The 26,976-nt window shown below is 48.2% G+C and carries 26 protein-coding genes and 1 tRNA gene; 23 read left to right on the top strand and 4 right to left on the bottom strand.

Annotated features, from left to right (window positions below):
- Positions 1 to 47 precede the first annotated feature (47 nt).
- The 6 genes from ABID13_RS00810 to deoD are packed head-to-tail and all read left to right on the top strand — an operon-like array spanning position 48 to position 6,116.
- Complete coding sequence (locus ABID13_RS00810; protein ID WP_007863802.1) at positions 48 to 1,133, top strand: BMP family lipoprotein; 1,086 nt, start codon at positions 48 to 50, stop codon at positions 1,131 to 1,133.
- Positions 1,134 to 1,149: 16 nt separating this feature from the next.
- Entirely contained in the window at positions 1,150 to 2,667 is a 1,518-nt protein-coding gene (locus tag ABID13_RS00805) for an ABC transporter ATP-binding protein (RefSeq protein ID WP_007863803.1), read from the top strand.
- On the top strand, positions 2,651 to 3,682 hold the full coding sequence (locus ABID13_RS00800; RefSeq protein ID WP_007863805.1) for an ABC transporter permease: 1,032 nt from the start codon (positions 2,651 to 2,653) through the stop codon (positions 3,680 to 3,682). Before ABID13_RS00805 ends, ABID13_RS00800 begins: the two co-directional genes overlap by 17 nt.
- Before the next feature lie 3 nt (positions 3,683 to 3,685).
- Positions 3,686 to 4,591 (top strand): ABC transporter permease, encoded by a 906-nt coding sequence (locus tag ABID13_RS00795; RefSeq protein ID WP_007863808.1) that lies wholly within the window; start codon positions 3,686 to 3,688, stop codon positions 4,589 to 4,591.
- Between the two features lie 50 nt (positions 4,592 to 4,641).
- The gene (locus ABID13_RS00790) at positions 4,642 to 5,409 is read left to right on the top strand and encodes a GntR family transcriptional regulator (protein ID WP_007863809.1); all 768 of its coding nucleotides are present in this window, start codon (positions 4,642 to 4,644) and stop codon (positions 5,407 to 5,409) included.
- Positions 5,410 to 5,414: 5 nt separating this feature from the next.
- A complete protein-coding gene (deoD, locus tag ABID13_RS00785) occupies positions 5,415 to 6,116 on the top strand; it encodes a purine-nucleoside phosphorylase (protein WP_045093326.1) in 702 nt (233 codons plus the stop codon).
- A 5-nt stretch (positions 6,117 to 6,121) separates the two neighbouring features.
- Here deoD and ABID13_RS00780 read toward each other — a convergent pair whose 3' ends face one another.
- Positions 6,122 to 6,658, bottom strand: coding sequence for a DNA-deoxyinosine glycosylase (locus ABID13_RS00780; RefSeq protein ID WP_007863813.1), 537 nt, complete (start codon positions 6,656 to 6,658; stop codon positions 6,122 to 6,124).
- 301 nt (positions 6,659 to 6,959) lie between these two features.
- Here ABID13_RS00780 and ABID13_RS00775 point away from each other — a divergent pair, with 301 nt between their 5' ends.
- The 9 genes from ABID13_RS00775 to radA all read left to right on the top strand — a co-directional run bounded on the left by ABID13_RS00775 (position 6,960) and on the right by radA (position 17,071).
- Complete coding sequence (locus ABID13_RS00775) at positions 6,960 to 7,847, top strand: fructose bisphosphate aldolase (protein WP_048930638.1); 888 nt, start codon at positions 6,960 to 6,962, stop codon at positions 7,845 to 7,847.
- A 263-nt stretch (positions 7,848 to 8,110) separates the two neighbouring features.
- The gene (locus ABID13_RS00770; protein ID WP_048930640.1) at positions 8,111 to 9,145 is read left to right on the top strand and encodes a transglutaminase domain-containing protein; all 1,035 of its coding nucleotides are present in this window, start codon (positions 8,111 to 8,113) and stop codon (positions 9,143 to 9,145) included.
- Positions 9,129 to 10,235 carry a molybdopterin-guanine dinucleotide biosynthesis protein B gene (gene mobB, locus ABID13_RS00765; protein ID WP_227884406.1) on the top strand — a complete coding sequence of 369 codons (1,107 nt, stop codon included), beginning with the start codon at positions 9,129 to 9,131 and terminating at the stop codon, positions 10,233 to 10,235. Before ABID13_RS00770 ends, mobB begins: the two co-directional genes overlap by 17 nt.
- Positions 10,236 to 10,392: 157 nt before the next feature.
- Positions 10,393 to 10,800: a GntR family transcriptional regulator gene (locus ABID13_RS00760; RefSeq protein WP_007863833.1), complete on the top strand. Its 408-nt coding sequence runs from the start codon at positions 10,393 to 10,395 to the stop codon at positions 10,798 to 10,800.
- 41 nt (positions 10,801 to 10,841) lie between these two features.
- Entirely contained in the window at positions 10,842 to 11,456 is a 615-nt protein-coding gene (locus ABID13_RS00755) for a UvrB/UvrC motif-containing protein (RefSeq protein WP_007863835.1), read from the top strand.
- Positions 11,449 to 12,489: an ATP--guanido phosphotransferase gene (locus ABID13_RS00750; RefSeq protein WP_007863837.1), complete on the top strand. Its 1,041-nt coding sequence runs from the start codon at positions 11,449 to 11,451 to the stop codon at positions 12,487 to 12,489. Before ABID13_RS00755 ends, ABID13_RS00750 begins: the two co-directional genes overlap by 8 nt.
- A 25-nt stretch (positions 12,490 to 12,514) precedes the next feature.
- A complete protein-coding gene (locus ABID13_RS00745; RefSeq protein ID WP_048930641.1) occupies positions 12,515 to 15,067 on the top strand; it encodes an ATP-dependent Clp protease ATP-binding subunit in 2,553 nt (850 codons plus the stop codon).
- Between the two features lie 107 nt (positions 15,068 to 15,174).
- The gene (locus tag ABID13_RS00740) at positions 15,175 to 15,591 is read left to right on the top strand and encodes a hypothetical protein (RefSeq protein WP_007863841.1); all 417 of its coding nucleotides are present in this window, start codon (positions 15,175 to 15,177) and stop codon (positions 15,589 to 15,591) included.
- 97 nt (positions 15,592 to 15,688) lie between these two features.
- Entirely contained in the window at positions 15,689 to 17,071 is a 1,383-nt protein-coding gene (gene radA, locus ABID13_RS00735) for a DNA repair protein RadA (protein WP_040416687.1), read from the top strand.
- 26 nt (positions 17,072 to 17,097) lie between these two features.
- Here radA and ABID13_RS00730 read toward each other — a convergent pair whose 3' ends face one another.
- Complete coding sequence (locus ABID13_RS00730) at positions 17,098 to 18,789, bottom strand: sensor domain-containing diguanylate cyclase (protein WP_048930642.1); 1,692 nt, start codon at positions 18,787 to 18,789, stop codon at positions 17,098 to 17,100.
- A 238-nt stretch (positions 18,790 to 19,027) separates the two neighbouring features.
- On the opposite strand from ABID13_RS00730, the gene ABID13_RS00725 reads away from it, so the two are divergent.
- The 4 genes from ABID13_RS00725 to ABID13_RS00710 all read left to right on the top strand — a co-directional run bounded on the left by ABID13_RS00725 (position 19,028) and on the right by ABID13_RS00710 (position 22,803).
- Positions 19,028 to 19,098, top strand: a tRNA-Trp gene (locus ABID13_RS00725).
- Positions 19,099 to 19,342: 244 nt separating this feature from the next.
- Positions 19,343 to 20,560 (top strand): tyrosine-type recombinase/integrase, encoded by a 1,218-nt coding sequence (locus ABID13_RS00720; protein ID WP_048930643.1) that lies wholly within the window; start codon positions 19,343 to 19,345, stop codon positions 20,558 to 20,560.
- Between the two features lie 151 nt (positions 20,561 to 20,711).
- Entirely contained in the window at positions 20,712 to 21,887 is a 1,176-nt protein-coding gene (mobV, locus tag ABID13_RS00715) for a MobV family relaxase (RefSeq protein ID WP_048930644.1), read from the top strand.
- Positions 21,888 to 22,110: 223 nt separating this feature from the next.
- Positions 22,111 to 22,803: a hypothetical protein gene (locus ABID13_RS00710; RefSeq protein ID WP_048930645.1), complete on the top strand. Its 693-nt coding sequence runs from the start codon at positions 22,111 to 22,113 to the stop codon at positions 22,801 to 22,803.
- A gap of 162 nt (positions 22,804 to 22,965) precedes the next feature.
- Here the strand turns inward: ABID13_RS00710 and ABID13_RS00705 are convergent, their stop codons facing one another.
- Positions 22,966 to 23,163, bottom strand: a complete 198-nt coding sequence (locus tag ABID13_RS00705) for a helix-turn-helix domain-containing protein (protein ID WP_048930646.1) — start codon at positions 23,161 to 23,163, stop codon at positions 22,966 to 22,968.
- 115 nt (positions 23,164 to 23,278) lie between these two features.
- Here ABID13_RS00705 and ABID13_RS00700 point away from each other — a divergent pair, with 115 nt between their 5' ends.
- Positions 23,279 to 23,512 (top strand): hypothetical protein, encoded by a 234-nt coding sequence (locus tag ABID13_RS00700; RefSeq protein ID WP_048930647.1) that lies wholly within the window; start codon positions 23,279 to 23,281, stop codon positions 23,510 to 23,512.
- A 14-nt stretch (positions 23,513 to 23,526) separates the two neighbouring features.
- Here ABID13_RS00700 and ABID13_RS00695 read toward each other — a convergent pair whose 3' ends face one another.
- Positions 23,527 to 23,676 carry a helix-turn-helix domain-containing protein gene (locus ABID13_RS00695; RefSeq protein ID WP_354020858.1) on the bottom strand — a complete coding sequence of 50 codons (150 nt, stop codon included), beginning with the start codon at positions 23,674 to 23,676 and terminating at the stop codon, positions 23,527 to 23,529.
- 879 nt (positions 23,677 to 24,555) lie between these two features.
- On the opposite strand from ABID13_RS00695, the gene ABID13_RS00690 reads away from it, so the two are divergent.
- From ABID13_RS00690 to ABID13_RS00680, 3 genes are all read left to right on the top strand, one after another.
- A complete protein-coding gene (locus tag ABID13_RS00690) occupies positions 24,556 to 24,819 on the top strand; it encodes a hypothetical protein (RefSeq protein ID WP_007863849.1) in 264 nt (87 codons plus the stop codon).
- Positions 24,803 to 25,174 (top strand): sporulation initiation factor Spo0A C-terminal domain-containing protein, encoded by a 372-nt coding sequence (locus ABID13_RS00685; RefSeq protein ID WP_349129601.1) that lies wholly within the window; start codon positions 24,803 to 24,805, stop codon positions 25,172 to 25,174. The genes ABID13_RS00690 and ABID13_RS00685 overlap by 17 nt, the downstream gene beginning before the upstream one ends.
- A 797-nt stretch (positions 25,175 to 25,971) precedes the next feature.
- The gene (locus ABID13_RS00680) at positions 25,972 to 26,901 is read left to right on the top strand and encodes a LysR substrate-binding domain-containing protein (RefSeq protein WP_040416618.1); all 930 of its coding nucleotides are present in this window, start codon (positions 25,972 to 25,974) and stop codon (positions 26,899 to 26,901) included.
- Positions 26,902 to 26,976 lie beyond the last annotated feature (75 nt).

Below are 26,976 nucleotides of genomic sequence, written 5' to 3'. Positions count from 1 at the left end.
ACATATTTAAAGAGTGATAAAACAAGTCTAAAACGGAGGGGAATCAAATGAAAAAAACAATGAAAAAATGGGCAGTTCTTTTAGCAGCAGTCAGCATGGCAGGCAGCGCAATCATGGGATGCGGCGCATCCGCCACAGGAAGCGGAGCCCAGAGTAAAGAGGAGAAGTCCGGTAATGAATCAGGAAGCGCCGGTGCGGCGGAGGGAGCGATCCATGTGGGCATCATATTTACCGAGGCAGGCCTTGGGGGAAACTCCTTTAACGACCTGGCGCTGGAGGGAGTAAAGCAGGCAGCTGAGGACTTTGGCATTACATATGATGAAGTGGAGCCTAAATCCGTGTCGGATGAGGAGATCATCCAGGATGAGATGGCGGCATCAGGGGATTATGACCTGATCATCTGTGTGGGGGCGGAACAGGTGGACGCCCTGACCAATGTGGCCAATACATATCCGGAACAAAGGTTTGCCCTGTTGGACGCAACCTCGGATCTGTCCAATGTGGCATCCTATTCATGCAAGGAACAGGAAGGAGCTTTCCTGGCAGGCGCCCTGGCAGCCCTGGCAAAACAGGAGAAGATAGACGGTAAACTGGGGGACAGCAAGACCATTGGATTTATCGGCGGAGTGGACAATCCACTGATCAACCGCTTTGCGGCAGGCTACCAGGCGGGAGCCCAGTATATAGAGCCGGAGATGAAGGTGCTGATCGATTATGCGGGAGGTTTTAATGACCCCACCACGGCAAAGACCATTGCCAATACCTTTGTGGAAAAAGATGCGGATGTGATCTTCCATGCAGCGGGAGCTTCCGGAATGGGTATGTTCCAGGCAGCGGAGGAAAAGGGATTTGTGGCCATTGGAGTGAATCTGAACCAAAACGGCATTGCGCCTGACTATGTGATGGCAAGTATGCTTAAAAAGCTGGATTCCTGCGCTTACCATGCAATTGCCAGCGTTGTGGAGGGAACCTACACAGGGGAGAATCAGATGCTGGGATTAAGTGACGGCGGTGTGGATGTAACAGTGGAGCAGAGCAATATCCAGGTAACGGATCAGATACTTGAGCAGCTGGAAGAACTGAAACAAAAAGTGATAGCAGGAGAGATCCAGGTTCCCTCTGAGCTGAACTAAAAAACAGGAGGCAGGTATGGACGCAATCAAAATGGTTGGCATTGTAAAATGCTTTGGGCCGGTACGCGCCAATGACGGCATTGATTTTACGGTAAAACACCAGGAGATCCACTGTCTTCTGGGAGAAAACGGAACAGGGAAAAGTACTCTTATGAATATCCTGTTCGGGTTATATCATCCCGATGCCGGGGAGATCTTTATCAATGAAAAAAAGGCATCCATTGCAAATCCCAATGATGCATATGCGCTGGGAATAGGAATGGTACATCAGCACTTTATGCTGGTAGGCCAGCTGACCGTGTTGGAAAACATCATCCTGGGAAAAGAGTCAGGCGGATTTTTCCTGAACCGCAGGGAGAGCCGTGCCAGGGTGGAAGAACTGGTGGAGCGGTTTGGGTTCAGGATCGACCTGGATGAGAAGGTGGTCAACCTATCCGTGGGTATGAAACAGCGTGTGGAGATCCTTAAAACCCTGTACAGGGGGGCTGATATCATTATACTGGATGAGCCCACGGCCGTGCTCACGCCCCAGGAGGTGGAGGAGCTGTTTAAGATTCTCAGACAGCTGAAAAAGAGCGGAAAGACCATTGTATTCATCACCCACAAGCTCAATGAGACTATGTCCCTGTCCGACCGGATTACTGTTATACGCAAAGGAAAGGTAGTATTCTGCTGCAACACCCAGGACACCAATGAGAAGGAGCTGGCCACACAGATGGTGGGCAGACAGGTAGAATCCGTGGTTGCAAAGAAAGGGCAGCAGACAGGGGATGTGGTCCTGGAGTTAAAGGAAGTCCGGCTTCATGAGAGAGCGGAACACACCGTGAGCCTGACTGTCCGGGCAGGGGAGATCCTGGGAATAGCCGGGGTGGACGGAAACGGACAGCAGGAACTGGAGGAGATGATCGTGGGAAACCGGAAGGTGACGGAGGGGAGCATCCTGCTTGGCGGAAAGCCGATCCATACCCTGCCGGTAAAGGACAGGAAAGCCATGGGAATCGGATATATACCCTCCGACCGCCACAAGAATGCCATGGTATCCGGATTCTCCATTACGGAAAATTTTCTTCTGGGGTATCAGAATACACCGGAATACTGTAAAAAAGGGTTTATTGATTATGACAGGCTGAAGCAGGATGCCGGCAAACAGGTGGAGGCATTTGAGATCAAGGTTGCAGGCGTGGAACAGGAGATCGGGCAGCTTTCAGGAGGCAACCAGCAGAAGGTCATCCTTGGAAGGGAGATCAGCCACGATCCGGGGCTGGTGCTGGTAGCCCAGCCTGTGCGGGGACTGGATATCGGAGCCATTGAGCGTGTACATAAAACACTGCTTCAGCTAAAGGAGCAGGGAAAAGCCATCCTTCTGATTTCAGCCGAGCTGTCTGAGGTCATGAACTTAAGCGACCGTATCGCCGTGTTCTATGAGGGGGAGGCCAGCGCCCAGTTTACAAATGGGGAGTACACAAAAGAGGAGATCGGACTGTTTATGGCAGGAAAGAGACAGGAGGTAAATGTTCATGAAATGGATATGTAATAAGAAGACCGCAGAGGTCGGAAAATCCCTGGCAGCCATAGGAGTAGCCCTTATTATAGGCGCTCTGTTCATCCTTCTGGCAGGCGAATCCCCCATCAAAGCTTATTCATCCCTGATACAGGGCGCATTGGGTACGCCCCAGTCCATTGCCAATACTATCAGCAAGAGCATTCCGCTGGCGTTTACGGGATTGGCTGTGGCCATGGGTTCCCGGTGCGGCATGCTGAACATCGGCGCGGAAGGCCAGCTTCATGCGGGAGCCATGGCAAGCGTCATCACGGCCCTTACACTGAGCTTTCTTCCGGCTCCTGTGCTGCTGGTCGTCAGCATCCTGGCAGGTATCCTTGCCGGGATGGCGGTGGGCAGCGTGCCGGGGATATTCAAAGCCAGATTCAGTACCAATGAGGTCATTGTGGCCATTATGCTCAATTATATCTGCACCCTGTTCACCTCCTATCTGGTCAACGGTCCCTATAAGACAGAGGGGTCCACGGCCCAGACCGAGCTGATTGCAGAGGAGATCTGGTTTGGCAAGCTGCTGCCCAGGACCCAGCTGACCGTGGCGCTGTTCCTGCTTCTGTTTATAGCAGCCGCCATGTACATTTTCCTGTGGAAGACCTCGGTGGGATATCAGCTGCGGGCAGTGGGGGCCAACCCTTCAGCCGCCGGTACGGCCGGTATCCGGGTCAATCTGTTCCTGATCATGTCCATGACTCTCAGCGGCGGTATTGCAGCCCTGGCCGGAGTGACCGAAGTATTTGGAAAATATCACAGGTTTATAGAAGGTTTCTCGCCTTCCTTTGGATTTACGGGGATCGCAGTAGCCATTCTGGGCAGGAACCACCCCGCAGGCGTGCTTCTCACGGCCCTGCTCTTTGGGATCATGGACATGGGTTCTCTGCGCATGAGCAGGGAGACCATGGTCAGCACAAACATGGTAACTGTAATACAGAGCCTGGTGATCCTGCTGGTGGCAGCGCCGGAACTGATCAAATGGACCAGAAAGAGAGGATGACATATGGATATGATCAATAATTTTATCGGACTTACCCTGCAGCTGTCCGTTCCCATTGTCCTGGGAGCCCTGTGCGGCACCATTGCGGAGCGGGGAGGCATTATCCTGCTGGGTGTGGAAGGCATTATGCTCATAGGAGCTTTTGCCGGCGTGGCCGGTTCCTACGCCGCTGGTTCGGCTCTGGCGGGAGTGGCCCTGTCTCTTGTATTGGGCGGCGTGATCGGCTGGTTTTACGCACTTTTCTGCTTAAAATGGAAAGCGCACCAGTCTGTGGTGGGCGTAGGGATCAACCTGTTTGCCAGCGGGATCACAGCAGTTATGCTTAAGACGATCTGGCAGACGGAAGGCATGTCGGAATCCGTGGCATCCATCCCCAACCTGACTGTTCCGGGGCTTTCCAGGATTCCCGTCTTAGGGGCCCTGTTTAAGGAACAGTCCCCCTATCTCTATGGGATGTTCCTGATTGTGGGGGCTGTGTGGATCGTGTTTTATAAGACAAAATTCGGACTCAGGTACAGGGCCATGGGTGACCAGCCCTATGCGGTGCAGACCGCCGGGGTGCAGGTAAACCGTTACCGCTATATTGCCATGATCATAGCGGGAAGTATTGCCGGACTGGCAGGCTCCTATCTCTCCATTTCCCAGAACAACCTGTTTGTGGTGGACATGACAGCGGGCAGGGGATTCATGGGACTGGCGGCCAATATCTTTGGCGGATGGCAGCCTCTGGGCTCCATGGGAGCGGGCATGATATTTGCAGTTGCCCAGGCGGCCAGATTTTATCTCACGGATGTGGCCATCCCCTCCCAGTTCGTGCAGATGCTGCCCTATGCAGTGACCCTGATCGTGCTGCTGTTTGTGGGAAAACGGGTAAAAGGTCCGGAAGCACTTGGCAAATTGGTGGATTAGTCCTATACTAGAACTGACACCAAAGCGCATGAAAGGAGCACAAGAGACCTGTGAAGGATACCGTTATTAAAGAGAAGAATGTAAAGATACCGTTATATGTGACTGCATATGAGACCATCAGCCAGTGGCTGAAAGAGGGAAAATACAAAGCTGGAGACAAACTGCCCGGGGAGAATATCCTGGCGGAACAGCTTCAGGTCAGCAGAGGCACATTGCGGCAGGCTATGCTGCTCCTTCAGGAAGATGGATTGATCATTAATCATCAGGGAAAGGGAAATATTGTCCTTTCTAATCAGGATATGAGTAAAGGTGGGCTGGAAAAAGTCGGGAATCCAATTGTGGACTTCTGCATCCAGCCCGTGGACCGGGTGGTGACCTCCATCGGTTTCCAGCCGGCCACACAAAAGCACCAGCAGGTGCTGAAACTCCGGCCGTCCAGTGTGGTGGCTGTCATTGACATCACCTACTACTGCGGGGAGACGCCGGCCGGATTCGCCATGGTGTATATGCCCCATGAGATACTGGACAGCAGCGATGTGGATCTGGAGGATACGGATACCGTTTACCGGTACTATACGGAGCTTTTGTCCTCCAACGGACTGTACAGTGACACAAAGATCCGTCTGGGACAGGCGAGGGAACGTCTGGCCAATATACTTTGCATCCAGGAGGGAGATCCCCTCTTACTTCTGGAGGAGGTGCTCTATACGGAATACGACACACCGGTATTGTCCCAGAAGCTGTTTTTCGGCCCTGACCAGCATGAGCTGAGTATCAGGAGAAAGAATGACAGGAATACTATAAAAAAATTGGAGTAATAGACATGAAAACATTTCATAACGAAGCGGAGCCAGGACAGATCGGCAGCACGGTCCTGATGCCGGGAGATCCTTTGCGGGCAAAATACATTGCGCAGACCTATCTGACCGATGCAGTGTGTTATAACCGTGTCAGGGGAATGAACGGATATACTGGTTACTATAAAGGGAAAAAGATTTCAGTCCAGGGAAGCGGGATGGGGATCCCATCCATGGGCATCTATGCATATGAGCTCTACCAGAATTATGATGTGGATACCATTATCCGCATAGGCACGGCCGGTGCCATCCACAGGGATGTGGAGGTGGGGGATCTGATCTTTGCCATGGGGTGCTGCACCAATTCCAATTTCCCGGCCCAGTATCATCTGCCGGGCACATTTGCACCCATTGCTGATTTTAGTCTGCTGTCAGCCGCTGTCAGCCAGGCCCAAGGCAGCAGGATCCCCTTTCGGGTGGGCAATGTATTCAGCTCAGATGTATTTTATGAAGACCGGAAAGGGGAAAAGGGGGAATGGGAGAAAATGGGCGTACTGGTCCAGGAGATGGAGACCCTGTCCCTTTACTGTACGGCTGCCCGGGCCGGAAAGCGCGCCCTGGGCATGCTGACAGTGGGCAGCAGCATCCATACGGACAGGGCCCTGACCAATGGGGAACGTGAGAGAAACCTGGATGCCATGATCCAGTGTGCATTGGAGATCGCATAATAAGGTTACCTCCCGGCCTCCAGAAGGGGGAGCAGCACATCGCCCCAGTCCTTTTCCAGGCGGTCCAGTGTAAAAGCGGCATTGGCAGGACTGGTGGAGGGGCATTTGACAGCGTCCCTTCCCGTGTGTTGGCGGCAGTATTTTACATAGAGGCGGTGGGCTGTGCTGCCATTGGTGATGATCTCCCTTATGTCGGCGGCCTGTAAGATGCGCTCCAGATCCATGGGGGTGACATTACAGATGCTCTGGTCGCTGGAACCCTTGATGTCACAGGAGTGGATCACGTCCCAGAGGGCGATCCCGTGTCTCAGCAGGATGGACTTTTTTCCCTGATATTCAGGAGGAAATGTTTCCTTTAACAGCCGCCCCATCAGTTTCCAGAACCGGTTCTGGGGATGCCCGTAATAAAAATTTTGTTCCCTGGACTTAACGGAGGGGAAGCTGCCCAGGATCAGGATGCGTGAATTCCGGTCATATACAGGTTCCAGGGAATGGGAAACCCTGGTATAGCCAGGAAGCAGAAGGTCTTTGTTTTCATTCATTGTGTGGTTCTCCTTTTGTACTGCGGATAAATTTGGCAGAAATACGGCCTGACTTCATTGTACCATCATTTGGATATTTAGCAACTTCTGGAAACTTCTATTGACAATGGGAAGCGGATTTTACTATAATAATAGTATTCTCAGTAATAATAGTATTCTCAGTGTGATTGTTTTCGATGTGTTGGGTCTGCGCCTATGCAGCCAGTATTGTTGGAAAAGAACCAGGAACAGGCGGGCGCAAGGTGTGTCTTCCTGTTCTTTTTAACTCATTGTATTTTCAACAAGAAAGAGAGGTAGCCTTATGAACCAGGAGCAGTTAAAACGTATGAGCAAGGGCAGGGGGTTTATTGCGGCATTGGACCAGAGCGGCGGCAGTACGCCAAAGGCCCTGAAGAATTATGGCATAGGCGAGGAGCAGTACAGCACGGACGAAGAGATGTTTAATCTGGTTCATGAGATGAGGACCAGGATCATTACCAGCCCGTCCTTTACATCAGATCACATCCTGGCCGCAATCCTGTTTGAGAACACCATGGAGCGCAGGATCGAAGACAGGCTGACAGCCGATTACCTGTGGGAGGTTAAGGGTATCATCCCCATCCTGAAGGTTGACAAGGGGCTGGCAGAGGAGGAGGACGGGGTGCGCCTTATGAAACCTATTCCGGCTTTGGATGCGCTTTTGACCAGGGCAAAGGAGCATCATATCTTTGGCACCAAGATGCGTTCCGTGATCAAGAAAGCGGATCCGGCAGGTATTAAGAAGATTGTGGACCAACAGTTTGAGATCGGCCTGAAGATCGCAGCTGCCGGCCTGGTTCCCATACTGGAGCCTGAGATCGATATCTACAGCCCTGACAAGGCTGAGAGCGAGCGCATCATGAAGGAGGAAATCAAAACTCATCTGTCAGAACTTCCAGAGGGTACAAAACTGATGTTTAAGCTTTCCATTCCGAATAAACATGGTTTCTACAGCGATATCATGGAGGATCCCCATGTAGTCCGGGTAGTGGCCCTGTCCGGAGGCTATTCCAGGGAGGAGGCCAATGAACGCTTAAGCCGCAGCCCCGGATTGATCGCAAGTTTCTCCCGGGCATTGTCGGAAGGGCTTAGCGCCAAACAGACAGAAGGGGAGTTTGACCGCATGCTGGCGCAGTCCATTAAGGAAATCTATGAGGCGTCCATTACCTGATGGGAGATGGGAAAACACATGCGAAAGAATACACGAAGGAACATATGAGTGTCCCATATAATATTAACATATTGTTACACACCCGTACGTTATACAGCATGGCTGGTTATGGCCATGCTGTTTTTTTGGATGGTGCTTTTTGGCAACCAGGAACACAAATAGCAGTTTATTTTTTCCTGACTTTATGTTAGCATATAAAAAGCCGGTTAAAAAAGCCGGACATGCAAATGAAGTTAAACGATAACAGATGTCAGGATAAGATTATGAGACAGGAATATTATTACCAGCACATGACAAAAGGAGAGCAGTCGGCGTACCGCTCCATGCTGGACGGCTTTGAGGCAATTGCCCCCGAATTTCCGGTACTGAACCTGGGCGGGCGTGAACTCTCCGACTTGTTTTTCAGGCTTCGTCTGGATCATCCCTCAATCTTTTATGTGGAGGGATTTAATTACCGGTATGCTGACAATTCCCAATATGTCCAGCTCATTCCCCAATACATGTTTGAGAAGAAAAAGATCAAGGAGATGAAACTTGCCCTGGAATCCAGAATCAACCGCCTGGTCCAGCAGGCCGGGGATCTGTCCCCAGAAGAGAAGGAGAAATACATCCACGACTTTATCTGCACCAATGTGACATATGATAAGCTGAAAAAGCAGTATTCCCATGAAATCATAGGCCCTCTTCAGCAGGGGGTAGGGGTCTGCGAAGGGATTGCAAAAACAGTGAAGATCCTTTGTGACAGGATGGGAATGGAATGTATCATTGCCATCAGCCAGGCTGATCCGGAACAGGGAATCCGTTACCGCCATGCCTGGAACCTGGTAAAGCTTAAGAATACGTGGTATCATCTGGATGCAACCTTTGACAATTCCCTGGGGCGTTATGGGCAGAAACGCTTTGACTACTATAACCTGGATGATAAGATGATGTTTAGGGACCATCAGCCGCTGGTTTATGGAATGCCTGCCTGTCCGGATGGATCCCGCTTCTATTATAAGGAAAACCGTCTGTCGCTGACCAAGGTGGAGGATGTGTCTGGCCGCATGAAGGCGGTGCTGCGGAAAAAACAGCCCTATTTTGTGTTTCACTGGAGAGGAGGGGCCCTGAACCGGGAGGTGCTGGAGCGGATTGTATGGACTGCATCTGAGGCTGCACGGGAAAAAGGGAAATACATCCGCCTGTCAGTTAATTACCGCCAGGCCGTGATGGAAATTGCAGTTCTGGAAAGCCAGCTTCAGGAAACCATATGCAGGGAAGAGGCCAATGAAGGGGAACTGGATGGCAGGGAGAAGTGAGGGAATGGACATGAGCTGGGGAGGCGTGATCCTGTCAGGAGGGCAGGGGAGCAGGATGGGGTATGCGGATAAAAGCAGCCTGATCCATGGAGAAAAGACTTTTTTGGATATAATTGGAAATGAACTTCATTCCCTGGGTGTCCCGTGTTATCTGTCCCGGGCTGCTTATAAAAGCGGAGAACCGGTGCAAGGTTTTACTGTGGTGGAGGATACGGTCCGGGGAAAGGATGGGGAATGGATTGGGCCCATGGGAGGAATCTGGTCCTGCCTTGAGCAGACAGCAGAACCATTCCTGTTTTTTGTGTCCTGTGACATGCCGCTGTTTCGGGGCAGGATGGCGGAATGCCTGTTAAAATACTGGAAACCGGGAGTGGATGCTGTTTTGTGGCGCACCAGGGACGGCAGGCTGCAGCCCATGTGCGCTCTGTATTCCAGAACCTGCCTGCGGGAACTGAGGACCCGGATCCATTCGCAGAATTATCGAATGATGGATTTTTTGGAGCACGTAAACTGCGTGGAGGCAAAGACCGCAAAAGAACATATCCCGGACACATGGTTTTTGAATGTAAACACCCCGGAGATTTACAAAGAACTGGGGAAGAAGCGACTTCCTGTCCTGGCTGTCAGCGGAAGGAAGGATGCGGGGAAGACATGGCTGCTGGAAAAACTGGTGGGGGTACTGTCCGGGGCAGGGGTACGCACCGCGGTCATCAAACATGACGGACACGAGTTTGAAGCCGATGTACCGGATACGGACAGCTTCCGCATGAAAAAGGCCGGGGCTTATGGGACCGTGGTATATTCCGGCAGCCGGTTTTCGCTGGTCAAGGATCAGCCGGGCATGGAAGCGGAGGATTTCTTTGCTTTTTTCCCGGAGGCGGATCTGATCCTGCTGGAAGGGCAGAAGTATTCTTCCTTTCCTAAGATCGAAGTATTGAGGGCGGCTGTGTCCTCTGAACCGGTGTGTGATCCGCGGACCGTGCTGGCTTACGTATCCGATGTGCCCCTTAAGCAGGGAAAGGTATTTCCTTTTGACTCCATTGATGAGATATCCGAAGTGATCATAAGATGGATGGACGGGAAGTGTTAAAACAATAGGGAAAACGGTAAAAGGAGGGGGGATTCCCTCCTTTTTCTGCTTGACGAATCCATGTTCCCTTGCTATAGTAATATTAACAAGTGTTGTTATAATGCTTGTAGAACAAATATAACTTTTATGTCAGTATAAGACGAAAGATGGTGGATTTATGGTATTGAAGATTGATTTCAACAGTGATGAAGCAATCTATATACAGCTGCGCAACCAGATTATCATGGGCATTGCCACGGACATGATCCGGGAGGGGGACTCCCTTCCCTCTGTGCGACAGATGGCTGATTATATCGGCATCAACATGCATACAGTTAATAAGGCATACACTGTACTTAAGCAGGAAGGCTTTGTGAAGCTGGACCGCCGCAGAGGCGCAGTGGTGAGTCTGGATATTGATAAGATACAGGCCATCGGAGAGATGCGCAGGAACCTGGATGTTGTGCTTGCCTGGGGAATCTGTAAGAATATGACCAGGCAGGAAGTTCACCAGCTGGTAGATGAGATTTTTGATAAGTACACCCGCGGGTGTATGGAAGGAGAAGATGAGGCGGAAGAAAACTAAGGCGGTGACAGCGCGCCTTTGATGACAAATGGAGGATTCGTATGTTATGTGAAAGATGTAAGATCCGGGAAGCCAATATCAGATACACAGAGATCATAAACGGGATCAAGACAGAGCACAATCTCTGTTCCCACTGTGCGAGAGAGATGGATTTTGGACAATACGCCGCCATTCTGGACGGTGAATTCCCGTTGGGAAAACTCCTGTCCGGCCTTCTGGGCCTTGAGGACGATGAGGAGGAGACCGATGTGCGCGGCAAGGTGGTGTGTCCCACCTGCGGCACCAGTTTTGATGATTTTGTGGAAAACAGCCGGTTTGGATGCCCGGACTGCTATGGGGTATTCGACCTGTTCATCAGCGATAAGATGAAGCAGCTTCAGGGAAGCGGAAACCATAAGGGCAAGCATCCCAAATTCAGAAGCACATTTGAGAAGGAACATCCCGCCCAGGCCAATGCCGGAGAGACAAAGGAGACCGCAGATAGCGCTGCCATTCAGGAAAATGGAATGGACAGCAGGTCAGCGGCTGTGAATAAGCAGATCCGTGAGTTGGAGACCCGGCTTAAGGAAGCGGTGAAGCAGGAAGAGTATGAGCTGGCAGCACAGTGCCGTGACCAGATCAAAGAACTAAAAAAGGAGGCGGATATCCATGAGTAAATGGTTTGACAGCGTGGACAACAAAAACTCCAATATTGTTTACAGCCGCATCCGCCTGGCCCGGAACTGGGATGAGTATGCATTTCCCTCCAGAATGACGGCGCAGCAGTGCGGGGAAATGCTGGAACGCATGAAGGAAGGGCTTAAGAATCTTCCGGAACTGGATGGAAATCCGTACAAGTATCAGCAGCTGAATGAGGTCAGGGAACTGGAAAAACTGGCGCTCAGGGAGCGCAGAATCCTGAACCTGGCAGCAGTGAACAAGAAGGAGCCGGCGGGCCTTCTGTTGTCTGAGGATGAGGGCAGCAGCCTGGTGCTGGGAGGAGATGACCATATACGCATGCAGTTTTTGGCTTCCGGTCTTAAACTGGATGAATTATGGCAGAAGGCGGACGCCATGGACGATTATGTAAATGAGCGTTATTCCTATGCGTTTGATGAGAAATACGGTTATCTGACCTCCTTCCCCACCAATGTGGGAACCGGACTTCGGGCCTGTGTGGTCCTTCATCTGCCAACACTGTCCCAGGTGAGAAAATTCCAGAGCATAGTAGGCGATATGAGCCGTTTTGGAACAGCGATCCGGGGACTTTACGGAGAGGGAAGCGATAATTACGGAAGCCTTTATGAAATCTCCAACCAGAGGACCTTAGGGTTGTCTGAAAAGGAGATCGTGGAACTGGTGACCAAGGCGGCATCCCAGCTGAACAACCAGGAGATGAGGGTGAGGAACGCCACCCTTAATACACAGAGACTGGAACGCGAGGACGAGGTATATAAGTCCTACGGCGTTCTCAAATATGCAAGGAAGATATCTGAAAAGGATGCGCGCATCTTCATTTCCCAGCTAATGGCAGGGGAGGAGGACGGACTGATGTCCTTTGATAAAAAATGTTCCCTTTACAACCTGGTTCTGGGTATTAAGCCCGCAAACCTGAATCTTTGGGCAAAGCGTCCCCTGGATAAGGATGAGATGGACTCTGTAAGGGCAGCATATGTGAGACAGAATCTACCTGAGATAGAAGTTAAGTAACACTTGTAAGGAGGACATAAAACTTATGATGGAACGATATACACAGCAGGCCCAGGAAGCGCTGGGACTGGCAGTGGGCGTGGCGGAGAGCCTGAACCATGGATATGTGGGCACGGAGCATCTTCTCATCGGCCTGCTGCAGGAAGGAACCGGCGTTGCGGCCAAGGTGCTGGAGGACAATGGGGTGGAGGAGGATCGGGTGATCGAACTGGTAAGCCAGCTGATCGCGCCTAATCCCACCATTCAGACTACCAACCAGACCGCATATACCCCAAGGGCCCGCAGGGTCATAGAGAACAGCTACAGGGAGGCAGTGCGTTTTAAGGCGGCACAGATAGGAACGGAGCACATCCTTATAGCCATCCTCAGGGAAGGCGACTGTGTGGCAAGCAGGCTTCTCAACACCATTGGTGTCAGCATCCAGAAGCTTTATATCGATCTGCTGGCAGCTATGGGGGAGGATGCCCCTGCTGTAAAAGATGATATTTCAGGCGCAAAGGGAGGCAGAAAAAGCAATGCCACACCAACCCTGGACAGCTACAGCCGCAACCTGACACAGCTGGCGGCGGACGGAAGGCTGGATCCCGTGATCGGACGGGAGCAGGAGATACAGAGGGTGATCCAGATCCTGAGCCGCAGAACCAAGAATAATCCCTGCCTGATCGGAGAACCGGGCGTGGGCAAGACCGCTGTTGTGGAGGGGCTGGCCCAGATGATCGTTTCCGGCAATGTGCCGGAAACCATTGCGGACAAGAGGGTCATGACCCTGGACCTGTCCGGTATGGTTGCCGGTTCCAAGTACAGGGGAGAGTTTGAGGAGCGGATTAAGAAGGTGATCTCTGAAGTGATCGATTCAGGGGATGTGCTGCTGTTTATCGATGAGATCCATACGATCATCGGAGCCGGCGGAGCGGAGGGCGCGCTGGACGCGTCCAATATCCTGAAACCATCCCTGGCAAGAGGAGAGCTGCAGTTTATCGGCGCCACCACCATCAACGAATACCGCAAATATATTGAGAAGGACTCCGCGCTGGAGCGCCGTTTCCAGCCTGTGACCGTAGACGAGCCCACGGAAGATGAATCCGTGGCCATTTTAAGGGGGCTTCGCAGCCGCTATGAAGAACACCATAAGGTGGAGATTACGGACGAGGCCCTGGCAGCTGCCGTGAAGCTGAGCAGCCGTTATATCAATGACAGGTTCCTGCCGGACAAAGCCATTGACCTGATCGATGAGGCGTCCTCCAGGGTAAGGCTTGCCAATTATACAAAACCTTCCAAGATCAAGGAATACGAGGAAGAGATAGAGGCACTGGAAGAGAGCAAGGAAGAGGCCATTAAAAAGGAAGCCTATGAAAAGGCGGGAGAGATCAAGAGCAAGCAGGAAAAGCTGCGTGAAAAGATCAATCAGACCATGGAGAAATGGCAGAAGGAAAAGGAAACAAAGAAACTGCTTGTAAGCGATAATGAGATCGCTGATGTGGTTTCCGGATGGACCAGGATACCGGTGCGCAAGCTGGCTGAGGAAGAGTCCGAGCGCCTGAAGAACCTGGAGGGAATCCTTCATCAGCGCGTGGTAGGGCAGGAGGAGGCGGTTACCGCCATTTCCAAGGCTATCCGAAGAGGCAGGGTAGGGCTTAAGGATCCGGGACGTCCCATTGGCTCCTTCTTATTCCTGGGCCCCACGGGCGTTGGAAAAACAGAACTCTCCAAAGCCCTGTCCGAGGCCATGTTTGGAACAGAGAATGCACTGATCCGGGTGGATATGTCTGAATACATGGAGAAACACAGTGTGTCCAAGATGATCGGATCCCCGCCAGGATATGTGGGCTATGATGAGGGCGGACAGCTCAGTGAAAAGGTACGCAGGAATCCCTACTCCGTGATCCTGTTTGATGAGATAGAGAAAGCCCATCCGGATGTGTTTAACATTTTGCTCCAGGTGCTGGATGACGGACATATCACGGATGCGCAGGGCCGCAAGATCGATTTTAAGAATACCATTATCATTATGACAAGCAATGCGGGCGCGGAGAATATCATTTCCCCGAAGCGCCTTGGATTTGGTGCGGCCAGTGACGCAAAGGCTGATTATACCTTTATGAAGGAACGGGTCATGGACGAGGTGAAACGTCTGTTCAAGCCGGAATTCCTAAACAGGATCGATGAGATCATCGTATTCCACCAGCTGAGCAAGGATCATATCAAGGGAATTGCGGACATCATGCTGAGTACCATCGGAAAGCGCAGCAAGGACCAGCTGGGAATCGAACTTACAGTGACCGATGAAGCCAGGGAATACCTGATCGATAAGGGCTATGATGAGAAATACGGCGCAAGGCCGCTGAGACGTACGATCCAGAATCTGGTGGAGGATAAGATGGCCGAGGAAATGCTGGATGGCAGCATAAAGGCCGGTGATACGGTTCAGGTAGGGTTTGACGGAGAAAAGCTGACCTTTACATCAAAATCCAAAGCAGCTCCAAAGCGCAGGACTTCCGGTACCAAGACAGAGGCGGCTAAGGGAGACGCCGGCAAGACGCCGGGAAAAAAGAAATCAACCGCTGCTACAAAGGCTTAATGAGAAGGAAATCAATTTAAGAATATTTTCACTGGTTATTTGTTTGGTATTGATGTATAATTTTTATGAGGAAGTTACTTAAGCACATTTAGCAGGAGGATAAGAAGATGCCGGTCATTGAAGAATTAATCTGCACAGAGCAGGATGGCACCATTAGTTTTGGCAATTATACGTTAGGGCAAAAGGCAAAGAAGTCCGATTTTGAATATCAAGGGGATATGTACAAGGTCAAGACCTACAATGAGATTACCAAGCTGGAGCGCAATGACATGTTTGTATATGAATCTGTTCCGGGAACCGCAGCAGAGCATTTCAAGGTTACGGATGAGGGCGTGGAGTTCACAGTAGAAGGAAGCAAGGATGCGCAGATCACGATTCAGCTGGAGAATGATACAGACTACGAAGTTTACGTAAACGATGCAGCCGTGGGCAATATGAAGACCAACATGAGCGGTAAGCTCAGCGTAAGCGTGGAGTTGGAAGAGGGCCTGGCAGTCAATGTCAAGGCGATCAGGAGAGTATAATATGCAGGAAGCGGGCTGGAAGAGATTCCAGCCTGTTTCTATACAGAGCAGATCATATACGGCGTATTGGCTGACAAAAGGAATCCGGGAGGAAAGAATGGCAAAAGCAAGGACAACCGCGTTTTTTTGTAAAGAGTGCGGATATGAATCTTCAAAATGGATGGGACAATGCCCAGCGTGTAAGGAATGGAACTCCCTGGTGGAGGAGCCGGTGTCCAAAACGCCGGCCGGCAGTCTTGGACGCATGGGGGGCGGCAGCTCAAAGCCGGCAGCTTTGACAGCCAGGCCATCCCTTTTATCGGAAATCGATTTGGATGAGCAGGACAGGATCCCCACTGGCTTCCGGGAGCTGGACCGGGTGCTGGGAGATGGTATTGTGGCAGGTTCCCTGGTATTGGTGGGAGGGGATCCGGGTATAGGGAAATCCACCCTTCTTCTTCAGGTGTGCAGGCACCTGGCCGGAGCGGGGCAGAAAGTGTTATACATATCAGGTGAGGAGTCGCTGAAGCAGATTAAGATGAGGGCAAACCGTATCGGACCCGTGACAGGGGAACTGAAATTCCTGTGTGAAACCAGCCTGGAACATATTGAACAGGCCATAGACGCTGAAAAGCCCCAGATCGCAGTCATTGACTCCATCCAGACCATGTACCGGGAGGAGATATCCTCTGCCCCGGGAAGCGTCAGCCAGGTAAGGGAGTCCACCAGTATTCTCATGCAGATCGCCAAAAGCCGCGGGATCGCTATCTTCGTGGTGGGGCATGTTACCAAGGAGGGTGTGGTGGCCGGTCCCAGGGTGCTGGAGCATATGGTGGACACGGTGCTTTACTTTGAGGGGGACAGGCATGCTTCCTACAGGATTTTGAGAGGTGTAAAGAACAGGTTTGGCTCCACCAATGAGATCGGCGTGTTTGAGATGCAGGAGGAGGGGCTGGTGGAGGTTGAGAACCCTTCCGAATATATGCTGGACGGCCGGCCGGAGGAGGCCTCAGGAGCAGTGGTTTCCTGTTCCTTTGAGGGCACCAGGCCCATTCTGCTGGAGGTCCAGGCCCTGGTGACCGAGACAAATTTCGGTATGCCCCGGCGCACGGCCGCGGGTACGGATTATAACCGGGTGAATCTTCTGATGGCTGTTTTGGAAAAGCGGTGCCGCTACGAGATGTCCCGTCTGGACGCCTATGTCAACATTGCCGGAGGCATGAAGATGAATGAACCTGCATTGGATCTGGCCATTGTCATGGCCATCATCTCCAGTTATAAAGACCGGCCGGTGGACCCAAAGATGCTGATATTCGGAGAGGTGGGACTGTCAGGAGAGGTGAGAGCCGTGTCCCAGGCAGGGCAGCGAGTGAGCGAGGCTGCCAAGCTGGGCTTTACCTCCTGCGTGCTGCCAAAGGTGTGCGCGGATAAGATGAAGCCGGTGGAGGGGATTAAGATAATTGGAGTGGCCAATGTGCGGGAGGCCATTGGCGTGATCTAGGAGAGCGGATCCGGACAATTGCGGTTTCAGGCCGGGGGAGCATAGGAGAAACCGCCGTTGTGGGTTGCCTTGGCCCGATATAAGGCCGCGTCCGCTGCTTTGATCAGCTGGGAATAGCTGTCTCCCTGGCGGGCGGTAACAGCCCCTGCGGACAGGGTAATGGGAGGCATATTTCTCCGGGATGCCTCTGCGGCGATGGTATGATTGATATCATCAATGATCCGTTTGGCCACGGAATAGTCCTCTGTTTTGGACACGAATATGGCAAACTCATCTCCATGGAGCCGGGAGGCAAGGTCAATGGTGCGGATACGCCCAACGATCATTTGGGCGGACAGCTTGATGACTTCATCGCCAACGGAATGCCCGTAATTATCATTGATCGCTTTAAAGCGGTCTCCGTCCAGCATAATAAGGATCCCGGATTCGTCCTTTTCCATGGAATTCAGGTATTCTGCAACATTTTTCCGGAATGATTTAAAATTCATCATGCCGGTCAGGTCATCTATGGCAGCCGCCTTCTGGGCAACGGACAGGGCCAGTTCCAGGCGCCGCTGCGTCTGTCCAAGCTCTATGTATGCTGCTTTCAGTTCACAGCTTTTCCGGTCCTTGCTTATACGCCCAAGGATGTAGAAAAGGAGAAGTTCCATAAGCAGGAGAGGGACCAGCCAGATCTGGACCGAGGACTTCAGCATGGAGGCCACGGGTACCAGGGTGAGGGAGTGGTAACCATTCCCGGGCTGAAGATATCCAAAGTAGGTGCTGTTCCCGGATTTTACGGTGAGAACCGTGGATGTTTGGTCCAAAAGATTGGACAGGCCGGCATCAATGCCTTTCCTGAAAGAGAGAAATGCTTCTGCGGACTGAATCTGCTCCTTTAGCTTTTCTGTCTGTGCGTCCGAAAGGCTGCCGGCAGCTGCAGGTATATGCTCCTGCTCCGGGCCGGCCTTTGTTTCTTCCGGGGAAGCCCCGGTTTCCGCTATGGAAGCCCCGGTTTCCTCTATGGAAGCCCTGGTTTCCTCTATGGAAGCTTTGATATCTTCCAGGGAATCCCAAAGGTTCCCTCCGAGATAGTCGGAGTTGGTGCTTCCGATCACGGTTCCGTTGTCATCAAAGATCATCATCTGCTCACGGTCATAGCTTACCAGGGAAGATACAAGATTCTGAATATTCCCCATTTTGATATCATAGGCAAAGACGGTCTGCTGATCCGGCTGAAGCTGGGAAATCGTGGACAGGATATAATGGTTGGCATAGCTCATGTATGGAGGCGTGAAGACAATGTCCCCCTTTCCTGCCGCGGCATCCTTGTACCAGGGACGCTCTGTGGCTGTATAGCCGGTGCTTTCATATTCAGAGTAAGGCGTGTCCCAGCTGTACAGATAACGGCCCTGATAATACATATAAAGGCCGTCAAAGGTATCCCCTTCAATGTCCAGCATTTCCGAGTCAATGGATTTTAAGTAGTCCAGGACGTCATCGGGATCACGGTTGTCCTCTGTCTCCCTGGCCATCATGTGGGAGAACAGCTGGAAGGAGTGGATATAATTATTCATGACCCCATCGATCTGGCGTATGTTTTCCTCACCATGAGCGGCCATGGCGTTTTGGATATAAAAGGATTCCTTTTTTCCCAACAACAGAATCGCAATAAGATTAACTGCCAGAAAAACAGCGGTATACTCGAAGCGTTTATTCCATTTCCCCATAATTTTCATGTTTCCCTCCGATAGACCTTCCTGCCTCTTTATGCGGTGACTCATAACTGATTTATTTTATAGAAATATCAAATCACCTGTCTTTCTAACTATATTAGCACAGAAATATAACTGTGTCATTGATGTTGTGAATTGTTTAGAATTGTATGTATAATTTAGTCGCTTATTTTTAAAAAGTGGTTGACACTTTTCAAAACATGTGGTATTCTAATTGAGGTTCGGAAATACAACAGACCATAGGGGAATAGTTCAATGGTAGAGCAGCGGTCTCCAAAACCGTAGATGGGGGTTCGAGCCCCTCTTCCCCTGCTGACTATTTTAACGAATAGCCCAACCCGAATGATGGGTTCCACAGATTTTACATCTATGGAGCCTGTTTTTTTGTGCATTATCACCAAAACTAAATAGTAGCAAATAGTATTAGATGATAACACATTCCCCCACTTTGTAGGTGTAATTTAGGTGTAGCGGAGATATGATATCTAATACCATAAAATTTAGTAGAGACACTCCAACCACAACCATAATTGTTGTGAGAAAGGGGTGTTTTTTTATGCCAGCAAAAAAGGATTCTATTACGGCTAATTGGCTAGAATCCCGCCATCAGTGGGTGGCAAAGAGCCGGGAATATTACAAGGGCGAAACATTTGATTGTTCTGGAAGCAGTAAGTTAGGTAAAACCGAAGCGCGCAAAGCATGGAAACGTAATTATGATAAGCATATTGCAGCCATCGACAAAAAACTGGATATTAAAGTTGGAAAAATTCAGTTTAAAGATTACATATGGAATTGGTACAACGCCTATAAAAGGCATGAGGTTGGCAATGGTGGACGTCCACGGTCTGCTAGAACAGTGCAGACAGACGAGGATACAATTACACAGATTTGTGTGGTGTTAGGAACTAAGTTAGTTAGTGACATAGACAGCGATATGATCCAGCAATACATGTTGGAATTGGTTCAAGCAAATTTGGCGGATTCTACAATTAGAAAACGCTGGAATATGCTTTCCATGTTTTTCAAGCATGTGTATCCAGATGGAGGAAATCCCATGTCACGATGTAAACGACCGCAATCTACAAAGGAAACTTATACATGGGCATTAGACGATGATGAAGATGAACCTACAAACAAATATGCTTATACAGATACGGAAATGCAAAGGTTAGAAAAAGAACTCTGTAAAAATTACAACCCCGCTGCCCGGGTAAGTAATGGATTAGAACGAGGTTACTTATATGGCAAGACATTAGTGATAATCATGTATCAGTTTTTACGAGTAGGTGAAGCTGTGGAGCTACGTGTCAAAGATATTGATTTTGCCAAAAATAAAATACATGTACGCAGGCAATATGATGAGCAGCACAAACTCATTGTACCGCCTAAATGGGGAAGCCGGCGAGATATTCCGATCGCGTCAGCGTGCCGGGAAATACTGGAAAAATCCTGCGATGGCAAACAATCTAATGAGCTGGTATTTTCTAGTGGAATACTCAATTCAGACACACTTGAACATGAGGGGCATATTCTCCGTGGTGGTTTAAGGCGAGTGATCGGAGTAGCCTGTGAACGCGCAGGGCTGGAGATTCACACAATACATGATTTAAGGCATGATGGTATTAGCTGGATCGTCCGGCGTGGGGCCCGTCCGCAGTCTGTGCAAAAATGGGCGGGGCATAAATCTTTGAGTGTGACGTTAGATCGCTACTATCGTCATACAATGGAGGACAATCCGGAGGATATGGCATTAATGACAGGGACAGATAATTAGACTTATTAGCCCCGCAGGGCCCTCGGAGAGCGAACAGGGGGACTTGTCCCTTAGTGAGTTATGGGGACAACTAGAACGCCCCGGCAAAGGCGAGCTGGTTGTCCCCATGAATAACAATAGCATTGATACAAGTTGGAAAGGAGGTTTAAACATGGATTGTGGTATTTTGCGAATTAAGTCGTTTACAGTAGGAAGCATTGGACATATTGGTGCCGAAGAAGATAGAACAAGATGTAGTGAGCGTAACGGGGATATTGACGCCGAACGGTCACATCTTAATGTACGTGTGTGCCGTGATAATGAACAGACATTATTTAGGGCATGGCAAGATAAATGTGAGATGATGGGTGTCAAGGTATCTCGTAAAGGACAAATTGCAATGGAACAGGCAGTCATTACAGCGAGTCCCAACTTTTTCAAATCACTGGGCTGGGATAAAGAAACAGCATGGCTGTGGACTGTAAAAGAAATCCCCCTTGGTATATTCGATTATTTTAATTGGGCAATAACGTGGGCCGAGAAATATTTTGGGGTTAATAATATTATATCGGCAACTATTCACATGGACGAATCAACGCCCCATATGCATATCGACTATGTACCAATCGTGGAGCGCTCGAAACGGCGAAAAGATGTTTATGCACGTGATGAACAGGGCTGTCTCATTCGGGACAAGAAAGGGCATTGTATACGGGCAAGAGACTCTGAGGGCAAAGTGATATACGATTATCAAGAGGCTCCAACACGATTATCCAGGACAGAATATTGGCAGCAACGTGGTGGACGGCAGTCGTATCGCCGTATGCAGGACGATTTTTACGAACAGGTTTCCAGCCTTTACAATTTGGGACGCGGTGATATTGGTTCCGGGCGGCAGCATATTGAACAGGAACGTTATAAGGCTACAGAAGCAAGGAACAGGGCATACGAAGCCGAGCAGGCTGCACAGAATGCTCTTAATACTGTCTTACAAGCAAAAAACGACCTGGACACCATCGAAAGACAAAAAGAGGACATACGGGGCAATATGGAGGTTTTAATGGACAATGCAGAACAGACACTTCAACGTAGTAATGAAGAATGGAATGAAACAATAGCTCTTCTAAAGAGAGAACCAGGTGGGCCACAAGCATTGGAAAAGGTCAGAGATATGATAAAATGGCGTAATTATCAATGTGGATTAAATGCTCTGGCTGAAAATAATCCCGAGGCCATTCACAAGGTTAAAGAGAACACAGAATATCTGATATCGTTAGGCCAACGTCTGCGGAATCAGGATAATAGTCTGGATCATAATTACAGTTATGAGGACAGAGCAGAGAGATAATGTGGAATACATTTATGTACATAGAGATGGTATGCAGTTCCTGTTTGAGTGGCATGGAAATAACATTGGGTAGTATTCAATTACTACTCTGTTGATGAATAAAGTCTTGTATAATCAGCGATTAACGTAGTTTACCTTATGATATATGAATCTATTAAAATTTTAAAACCAAAACCAGTTCAAATATAATCATAATTCATGTATCAAATTTGGGAGGTATACTATGAGCAAAGAAAATCCATCATGTAATGACGCAATCCAGATGTTGCTTGATATACGAAGAGCAGCCGCTACAGCGGGAAATATTGAAATTGCTGAACAGGCATTTAAACTGTATAAGACGTTACACAAGCAGAAAGGTATAGCACGATCAGCGCAAATGATTAGTCGTCAAAGGCAATACAGCAACGTATCATTTGTTATGCAGTCTACTTTGAACAGCAATGTGTCGGTATTAACTACCTTAAATTCTGCGGCGCGGTTGGTATGGCAGGCATATATGATGTGTGCGACTAATCAATATGTTCAATTAACGCAATTACAAATTATGAAATTATCTGGATTGAAAAGCAGGAAAACAATTAAACGGGCTATATCGGAATTGACTTGTGCCGGACTACTCATACCAGTAAAAAACCGTACCAATAAAGCCGCAATCATTTATCGTCTTAACACTGCTTTAGCCCGCAGTGGAAAAGCTCGTATACTGGGGAATGATGTATCACTATTAACTAAAGTTGAGGCAGCTTATAACACAGTCAGTTTGTCTATCAAGGAGGAAATATCTTATCGATATACAGCATTACTACCTGTGCAGCAGTCACAATTACAATTGGGATCAGAGCAGGAATCTTTACATGATGATATTCCAGAGTTTGAGGAGATATTAATGTTCAGCCCACCCCTGCGGGGCTGATAGAATATTTACATTTTGTTTACAGCCGAAGGCCTATTAACGAGTGGTGCCCCCTAAAAGGGGCAGTCCCAGAGCAGCGGGAACCCATGGGGCGGCGGGCTGGCTGGGACAACGAATGCAAGAAACAAAAAAAGCAAGTCACGACAATCAGTGGCTTGCTTTTTAATCTTTAAAGCTTACTATATCGTTAGGAGTACATTCCAGATATTTACATAAACGTTCGACAGTTAGTAATGTAATATTCTTTCCCTTTTTCAAAGAATCAAGTGTTTTATTGTCGATAACTTTATCCTTGAGTATTTGATATTGTGTAATTCCCTTGCGGGCCATCGTTTCCCATAATGGGCTATAGTCAATCATCGTACAACTCCTCTTCTTTAAGGTTTATTGTACGCATATTTTAGTAATTTATATATTGTGTATATATCCACAATACTGTATACTGGAAGTGAGGAAAAGGGGAGGGGGTGCTATCATGGATTTTCCAAAATTTGAGGAGCTGACAGATAAACAGAAATATAACATTGCAGATTTCGTAATGGTTTCGCTGTATTGTGATAAAGAGATTCAAAAAGGTATTGACCATCAGATACCTATGACGCAGGAATTATTTGACCGTACATTGGCTGTACTAATGGATTTAGGCGCATGCAGGACATTAGTTGAGTTTATGAACGAATTTGGTGATGAATTTGGGGCGGTAGAATAAAACCGCCCCGTTGCTCACGATTTGCGTTTGGATAGATACTTGTCAATATCAGATGTTTTAACTAACATCTTACGAGGACTCAATCTATAGACGGGAATACTTCCGCTCGCAGCTAGGTTGTATGCTGTTTTTCGTGAAATTTTTAGGTATTCCATCATCTCCATGATTGTCATATACTCTGTGCTCATATTCATCACTCCTTTCAAAAAAATTATGGGGAGGGATATGTATAGATAGCCACTTATTATAACTTGACAATTAGATGTAATATGCTATTCTATAGATAGGTTGGGTGTAAAATGGGTGTAATGCCAACACAGCCTTCAAATATGACGTAAAATCGTGCTTTAGCAGGTGGTAGAGCGGGTCTCCAAAACCGTAGATGGGGGTTCGAGCCCCTCTTCCCCTGCTGACTATTTTAACGAATAGCCCAACCCGAAGAAAGTCGAGAAGTCCTTATTTTATAAGGTTTCTGGGCTTTTTCTTTTTGCTTTTTTTCTAATATCACGTCTGTTACAGTCTTTGATTGTGGGGCAAAACTCCTTCGGACCCCAATCACCGTATTTTGGCGGCTGGCAGGGCAACGGATGGAGGCGTACTGGGCGTACGCCGACTGACGTTAACGCGGCCAGCCGCCAAAAGACGGCGGTTGGGGCGTGTATCCCCTTGTCCACTGAGGGTAAATAATAATGAATAAAAAATAAATCCTTATGGGGCTAGAGAGAGTCTCTTTTATGTTAAAATATTGTGATATAGGTATTGACTGACTACATTTGTCTGATATCAATTAATTATATAGCAAAATTTTGTAAATATTTCATATATTGAAGGATATAAATCCAATAAATATGTTATAATCATTATAGATAAAATAATCACAATCTGGCAGAGTTTTAGAAAGTAACATATTTTATAAAAGTAAAATACTTAACTTATAAAAAGTAATATCACACATTGAAACCCTTCTGAAGCGTACCTCATGGCATATTTTTCCAATTAACGATATAATTTTTACATACTTGTAGAATGTAGGAGGAATCTTCATGAATGAGAAAAAGCTTATGTTTCAAGACTATTTAAGAAGTCAAATTCATATGTACCGTAACTTTCATGCTTTCTCTCAAGAATATATGGCGGAAGCCCTACGTGTCTCGCCGCGATCATATATTGATCAAGAACATGGAAAGTATGGATTTTCTGCCATGACATTGGTATACTATGTTTTTTTATTAACAGACGAAGAAATTCTGATCTTCTTCAAGGAGTTGAAAATTTTGATAGGAAGGAGGAATGGAGATGCTGCATAAACCCGTATTTGATTCTTCAGAAATACATACATTACTGACTCTGCTTGGAGCAGACTTGCATTATATCGGATATCGTTACACGGAATATGCTCTTTTGCTTATGAAAGAAGATGAGGAGTGCATACATTCTGTTACTAAATGTCTATATCCTGAAATCGCGAAACAGTATCAAACATCATGTAATTCGGTAGAACGAAATATTAGGACTTTATCGCAAGTAGCATGGAGATCTGAGCCACGCCTTCTTCAAAAACTGGCTGGTCATAGGCTAGATAGAAGGCCAACCTCTAGTCAATTTCTTGCAATACTTTTTGCGTATCTTAGTAGCTCAGGCAATTTAAAAATTCAAGCTTAATACTTATGGGGCAGTCGGTTAATACCGAATTCCGCCCCTTCCTTAAATCAAGTGCCTTTTACAAATATTTAAGCAAACCACTTCCTGAATCGGAGCAGGTGAAGGCTCCTCTTTGGAAATCAACTCAGGGATTTCACAGCAGGCCTTCTTCCTAAGTCTACGGACCCGGTTGTAAAAGGTTTCCGGATGGATACCGTGCTCCATGCACCACTGATAATCGGAGAAGCCACTGTTCATGCATTTGTATATAGGAATGGTGAGTTCGACAGGGCTCGGTGAAGAAAAGTCATTAATAGAATTAAAAAATGCAGATATAGAAGAATAGAACCTTATGATGGCTGGTTTTAGGAATCGTCATATTAAAAAATTGGAAAAGGACAATATAGGATTTGCCTAAAACAACGGGCAGAACGCCTTATATACAATGGAGTGATGAAGATGGGGGAAAGAAAAGAAGAAAAAATAAACGGTGTTATTTACAGTATACCTCCAAGTGCAAATTAAACCTTGGCTACAAATATCATCCGGATATCAATGATGGGGACATGACGGTCAAAAAGGATATTTACTACATCCATTGACGGCATATGAACTCAGAATCGAGGACATCCCCCGCCGTAATCCGCATAAAAGAACACAAGCCTTTCTCTTTACCGCAAAATGTGGTATAATAAAAGACATTAGGGTGATGTCGGTCATTGGCTCTGCGGATAGAGAATGACTGAAATCTCTCTTATATTCTATCTTTGAAATTTGGCGGTATTAAGGAGGTTGTGGTGTATTGCATTTGAAACACCATGCAAATAAATATGAATGTTGAATATTATAAAAATTTTATAATGATTGCTGATTACGGGACGTTGACTCAAGCCTCGGAAGAATTACATATTGTACAGTCCGCGCTGTCTAACCAGGTAAAGCTATTGGAAAAAGAATATAATGCTTCGCTGTTTATCAGAAAGTCAAAGGGCTTGGAATTGACGGAAGCGGGCAAGATCCTGTATCCGATCGCAAAGCAGATCGCACATTGTGAAGAAACCGCACACAGAGATATTGATTGTTTATTAAACGGGGTGATCGGAACCGTAAGGATCGGACTTACCATGGCCCATCCTGACCTTGTCCTTAATAATATCCTGACAAATTTTAAGATCGCCCATCCGCGGATCGGGTATAGTATTTTTGAACGGCCGTCTGAAGAAATCATAGAACTTTTAATACAGAATAAGATCGATGTTGGTTTTATCAGACAGCGTAAAGCCATGTCGCCGTTGGTCAGGAAAGAGTTGGTGATCAAGCAGAAGTTCCATGTCTGTTGCGCGAAAGGCAACCCGTGGATATCCGAGGATGTTGATAAGGTATCCATTCGGGATTTAGATAATATCCCTCTTGCCATTCCCAGAACATTTGAAAACGTTTTACGGTTATCGTTCCAAAAGTTTGGAGTTAACCCTAACATTACCTGTGTATCGGGTTCAAGGCTTTATACTGTTATGCTGGCGCAGGCCATGGCAGGCATTGGGATTGTCTGTATATCTGATGTGAAAGATCTGGCGGCAAAAGATGTCTTTGTACGTCCGCTTGTAGATATTGAAGGGGAAAAAAGCGGTGATGTCAGTGCTGACAGGCATGTTATCGTATCATCAGAGCATCCGCTGTCATCCGCCACCGCGCATTTTATCAGCTTTTGCAGGGAGATGATTGAAAATTCCCACCCCTCCTCCTAAAGCATTTTGATGCTTGTTTATGAGCTAAATCATCCTAAAATCTTACTAAATAATTTTCAATTAAAGGCAATGTTT

The sequence above is a fragment of the Enterocloster citroniae genome (assembly GCF_040545455.1).
In the GTDB taxonomy this organism is placed as follows: Bacteria; Bacillota; Clostridia; order Lachnospirales; family Lachnospiraceae; genus Enterocloster; species Enterocloster citroniae.
This window is presented reverse-complemented; position numbering and strand designations above follow the sequence as displayed.

Excerpts from the sequence above, each read along its gene's own strand:
- ABID13_RS00695 (WP_354020858.1), bottom strand. The coding sequence starts at position 23,676 with ATGGAGATGATGGAATACCTAAAAATTTCACGAAAAACAGCATACAAC.
- ABID13_RS00750 (WP_007863837.1), top strand. The coding sequence starts at position 11,449 with ATGAGTAAATGGTTTGACAGCGTGGACAACAAAAACTCCAATATTGTT.
- deoD (WP_045093326.1), top strand. The coding sequence starts at position 5,415 with ATGAAAACATTTCATAACGAAGCGGAGCCAGGACAGATCGGCAGCACG.
- ABID13_RS00810 (WP_007863802.1), top strand. The coding sequence starts at position 48 with ATGAAAAAAACAATGAAAAAATGGGCAGTTCTTTTAGCAGCAGTCAGC.
- ABID13_RS00710 (WP_048930645.1), top strand. The coding sequence starts at position 22,111 with ATGAGCAAAGAAAATCCATCATGTAATGACGCAATCCAGATGTTGCTT.
- ABID13_RS00680 (WP_040416618.1), top strand. The coding sequence starts at position 25,972 with ATGCAAATAAATATGAATGTTGAATATTATAAAAATTTTATAATGATT.
- ABID13_RS00730 (WP_048930642.1), bottom strand. The coding sequence starts at position 18,789 with ATGAAAATTATGGGGAAATGGAATAAACGCTTCGAGTATACCGCTGTT.
- ABID13_RS00800 (WP_007863805.1), top strand. The coding sequence starts at position 2,651 with ATGAAATGGATATGTAATAAGAAGACCGCAGAGGTCGGAAAATCCCTG.
- ABID13_RS00700 (WP_048930647.1), top strand. The coding sequence starts at position 23,279 with ATGGATTTTCCAAAATTTGAGGAGCTGACAGATAAACAGAAATATAAC.
- ABID13_RS00740 (WP_007863841.1), top strand. The coding sequence starts at position 15,175 with ATGCCGGTCATTGAAGAATTAATCTGCACAGAGCAGGATGGCACCATT.
- ABID13_RS00685 (WP_349129601.1), top strand. The coding sequence starts at position 24,803 with ATGGAGATGCTGCATAAACCCGTATTTGATTCTTCAGAAATACATACA.
- ABID13_RS00720 (WP_048930643.1), top strand. The coding sequence starts at position 19,343 with ATGCCAGCAAAAAAGGATTCTATTACGGCTAATTGGCTAGAATCCCGC.
- ABID13_RS00770 (WP_048930640.1), top strand. The coding sequence starts at position 8,111 with ATGAGACAGGAATATTATTACCAGCACATGACAAAAGGAGAGCAGTCG.
- ABID13_RS00805 (WP_007863803.1), top strand. The coding sequence starts at position 1,150 with ATGGACGCAATCAAAATGGTTGGCATTGTAAAATGCTTTGGGCCGGTA.
- mobB (WP_227884406.1), top strand. The coding sequence starts at position 9,129 with ATGGCAGGGAGAAGTGAGGGAATGGACATGAGCTGGGGAGGCGTGATC.
- ABID13_RS00760 (WP_007863833.1), top strand. The coding sequence starts at position 10,393 with ATGGTATTGAAGATTGATTTCAACAGTGATGAAGCAATCTATATACAG.
- ABID13_RS00705 (WP_048930646.1), bottom strand. The coding sequence starts at position 23,163 with ATGATTGACTATAGCCCATTATGGGAAACGATGGCCCGCAAGGGAATT.
- ABID13_RS00755 (WP_007863835.1), top strand. The coding sequence starts at position 10,842 with ATGTTATGTGAAAGATGTAAGATCCGGGAAGCCAATATCAGATACACA.
- ABID13_RS00780 (WP_007863813.1), bottom strand. The coding sequence starts at position 6,658 with ATGAATGAAAACAAAGACCTTCTGCTTCCTGGCTATACCAGGGTTTCC.
- mobV (WP_048930644.1), top strand. The coding sequence starts at position 20,712 with ATGGATTGTGGTATTTTGCGAATTAAGTCGTTTACAGTAGGAAGCATT.
- ABID13_RS00795 (WP_007863808.1), top strand. The coding sequence starts at position 3,686 with ATGGATATGATCAATAATTTTATCGGACTTACCCTGCAGCTGTCCGTT.
- radA (WP_040416687.1), top strand. The coding sequence starts at position 15,689 with ATGGCAAAAGCAAGGACAACCGCGTTTTTTTGTAAAGAGTGCGGATAT.
- ABID13_RS00745 (WP_048930641.1), top strand. The coding sequence starts at position 12,515 with ATGATGGAACGATATACACAGCAGGCCCAGGAAGCGCTGGGACTGGCA.
- ABID13_RS00775 (WP_048930638.1), top strand. The coding sequence starts at position 6,960 with ATGAACCAGGAGCAGTTAAAACGTATGAGCAAGGGCAGGGGGTTTATT.
- ABID13_RS00690 (WP_007863849.1), top strand. The coding sequence starts at position 24,556 with ATGAATGAGAAAAAGCTTATGTTTCAAGACTATTTAAGAAGTCAAATT.